Source organism: uncultured Microbacterium sp. (assembly GCF_963521695.1).
Taxonomy (GTDB): domain Bacteria; phylum Actinomycetota; class Actinomycetes; order Actinomycetales; family Microbacteriaceae; genus Microbacterium.
Window position 1 is genome coordinate 1 of sequence record NZ_CAUQWC010000328.1, and the last position, 2,858, is coordinate 2,858.

The following is a 2,858-nucleotide window of genomic DNA, read 5'->3' on the forward strand; positions in this document are numbered from 1 at the left end:
GCCGCAACCCCCGAACCCCGCCGCCACCGCGCCATTGAACGCCGCCACCCCTGGACCCGCCGCCGCGCCTCCGAACCCCACCGCAGCCCCGCGCACACCGTTCGTCGCACCGTTCGCGCCGCTTATCGCACGACCGACGGATGCCGCTGGCCCGCCGCCGCGGCATCCGCTTAGCCTTCCCGAGTCCGCAGTGCCGCGAGCAGGAGAACCCATGAGCGCTTCCGTCGACGACGACATCGTCACCGATCCGAACCTTCCCCCGGTCGCCGTGGAGCCCGAAAAGCTCCGCAGCAGATGGACCCCCGCGAAGATCGCCCTCTGGATCGGGATCGCCCTGCTGGGCGGCCTCGGCTGGACGATGCTGGCGATCGTGCGCGGCGAGACGGTGAACGCGATCTGGTTCGTGTTCGCCGCCGTCTGCACCTATCTGATCGGCTATCGCTTCTACTCGAAGGTCATCGAGCGCTTCATCGCGCGACCCGACGACCGCCGCGCGACCCCGGCCGAGCGCAAGCAGGACGGCAAGGACTACGTGCCCACCGACCGCCGCGTGCTGTACGGCCACCACTTCGCCGCCATCGCCGGTGCCGGGCCCCTCGTCGGCCCCGTGCTCGCCGCACAGATGGGCTACCTCCCGGGCACGATCTGGATCATCGTCGGCGTCATCCTCGCCGGGGCGGTGCAGGACTACCTCGTGCTGTTCTTCTCGATGCGTCGCGGCGGCCGAACGATCGGCCAGATGGCCCGCGACGAGCTGGGCAAGATCGGCGGTACCGCCGCGATCCTGGCGAGCCTGCTGATCATGCTGATCATCGTCGCGATCCTCGCGCTCGTCGTCGTCAACGCCCTCGGCGAGAGCCCGTGGGGCGTGTTCAGCGTCTCGATGACGATCCCGATCGCCCTCTTCATGGGCCTCTACCTGCGCTTCATCCGCCCGGGTCGCATCACCGAGATCTCTATCATCGGGTTCGTGCTGCTGATCGCCGCGATCGTCGCCGGCGGATGGGTCGCCTCGACCGAGTGGGGCTACGCGGCCTTCCACCTCGACCGCACCGTGATCGCGTGGGGCATCATCGTCTACGGCTTCGTCGCCGCGGTGCTGCCGGTCTGGCTGCTCCTCGCCCCGCGCGACTACCTCTCCACCTTCATGAAGGTCGGCGTGATCGTCATGCTCGCCGGTGCCATCGTGCTCGTGCGTCCCGAGATCTCGGTGCCCGCGTTCAGCGAGTTCGCCGGCGGCCAGACGGGCCCGGTGTTCAGCGGACCGATCTTCCCGTTCCTGTTCGTCACGATCGCGTGCGGTGCGTTGAGCGGATTCCATGCCCTCATCGCCTCGGGCACCACCCCGAAGCTCCTCGAGAAGGAGCGCCAGACGCGCTTCATCGGCTACGGCGGCATGCTCATGGAGTCCTTCGTGGCGATCATGGCGCTGGTCGCCGCGCTGTCGATCGACCGGGGCATCTACTTCGCCATGAATTCCTCGCCCGCCGCCACCCTCGGCACCGTCGAGGGCGCGGTGGCGTTCGTCAACGGTCTGGGCCTCGCGAGCGTGAACCTCACGCCCGACATGCTGACCTCCACCGCCGCAGCTGTCGGCGAAGAATCGATCGTCTCGCGCACCGGCGGCGCCCCGACCCTGGCTCTGGGCCTCGCCCACATCATGCAGCAGGCCCTCGGCGGTCAGGCGATGATGGCGTTCTGGTACCACTTCGCGATCATGTTCGAGGCCCTCTTCATCCTGACGGCGGTGGATGCCGGCACCCGCGTGGCCCGCTTCATGCTCCAGGACTCGATCGGCACCGTCATCCCGAAGTTCAAGGACCTCTCGTGGCGCCCCGGCGCCTGGATCTGCACGGCGGTCATGGTCGCCGGGTGGGGCTCGATCCTCATCCTCGGTGTGACCGATCCGCTCGGCGGCATCAACACCTTCTTCCCGCTGTTCGGCATCGCCAACCAGCTGCTCGCCGCGATCGCCCTCGCCGTCGTGCTCGCCATCGTCGCCAAGCGCGGCCGGCCGTACTTCCGCTGGCTGTGGATCGTCGCGCTGCCCCTGGCCTTCGCGGCGGTCGTGACCATCACGGCATCCATGTACAAGATCTTCTCGCCGGTGCCGGCGGTGGGGTACTGGGCCAACCACTTCGCCTTCCGCGGGGCGCTGGCCGAGGGGAAGACCGAGTTCGGCACGGCCCGCAGCGTCGCGGCGATGGAGGCGGTGGTTCGGAACACCTTCGTCCAGGGCGTGCTGTCGGTGATCTTCGTGACGCTCGCGATCATCGTCATCGTGATGGCCGTGATCGTGACGGTGAAGGCGCTGCGAAACGGCGGCGGCGACAACCTCGAGGACGCACCCGTGCCCTCACGGCGTTTCGCCGCGGCGGGCTTCCTCGCCACCAAGGAGGAGCGCGAGATCGAAAAGCAGTGGGACGCCCTCCCGGCCGATCACCCCGACCGTCCGTCCGTCTCCTCCCACTGAGCTCGACGACGATGACCGACATGGATGCCACGACCCCCGGCCCTCTGCAGCGCCTCGGCGCCCAAGCGGCGCGGGCGGGTCGTGGCATCCGGTGGTACGTCACGACGCTCATGGGCGACCGGGCGTACGACGTGTACGTCGCGCACCTGCGCGCCCACCATCCGGATGCGAACCCGCTGACCGAGCGGCAGTTCTGGCGGCAGCGCACGGCGGAGCAGGACCGCAATCCGGGCGCCCGCTGCTGCTGAGTAGGCTTCGAGAATGCTCGATGCCCCGCTGCTCGCCGGTGCCGCGGGCGTCGTCGTGGGCGCGGCGCTGACGCTCGTCCTGGTCTTCGCCCGCCGCTTCGCGCTCGCCCCGCGCGACCTCGGCAGCGACGCCGAAC

2 protein-coding genes are annotated in these 2,858 nt (G+C 69.3%); both read left to right on the plus strand.

The genetic code is table 11. The features are described from left to right. The first annotated feature begins 211 nt into the window (after window positions 1–211). Window positions 212–2,473 (plus strand): carbon starvation CstA family protein, encoded by a 2,262-nt coding sequence (locus tag RWP81_RS15945; protein WP_314457748.1) that lies wholly within the window; start codon window positions 212–214, stop codon window positions 2,471–2,473. Window positions 2,474–2,493: 20 nt separating this feature from the next. After that, a complete protein-coding gene (locus RWP81_RS15950) occupies window positions 2,494–2,721 on the plus strand; it encodes a YbdD/YjiX family protein (protein WP_314457750.1) in 228 nt (75 codons plus the stop codon). Window positions 2,722–2,858: the final 137 nt, after the last annotated feature.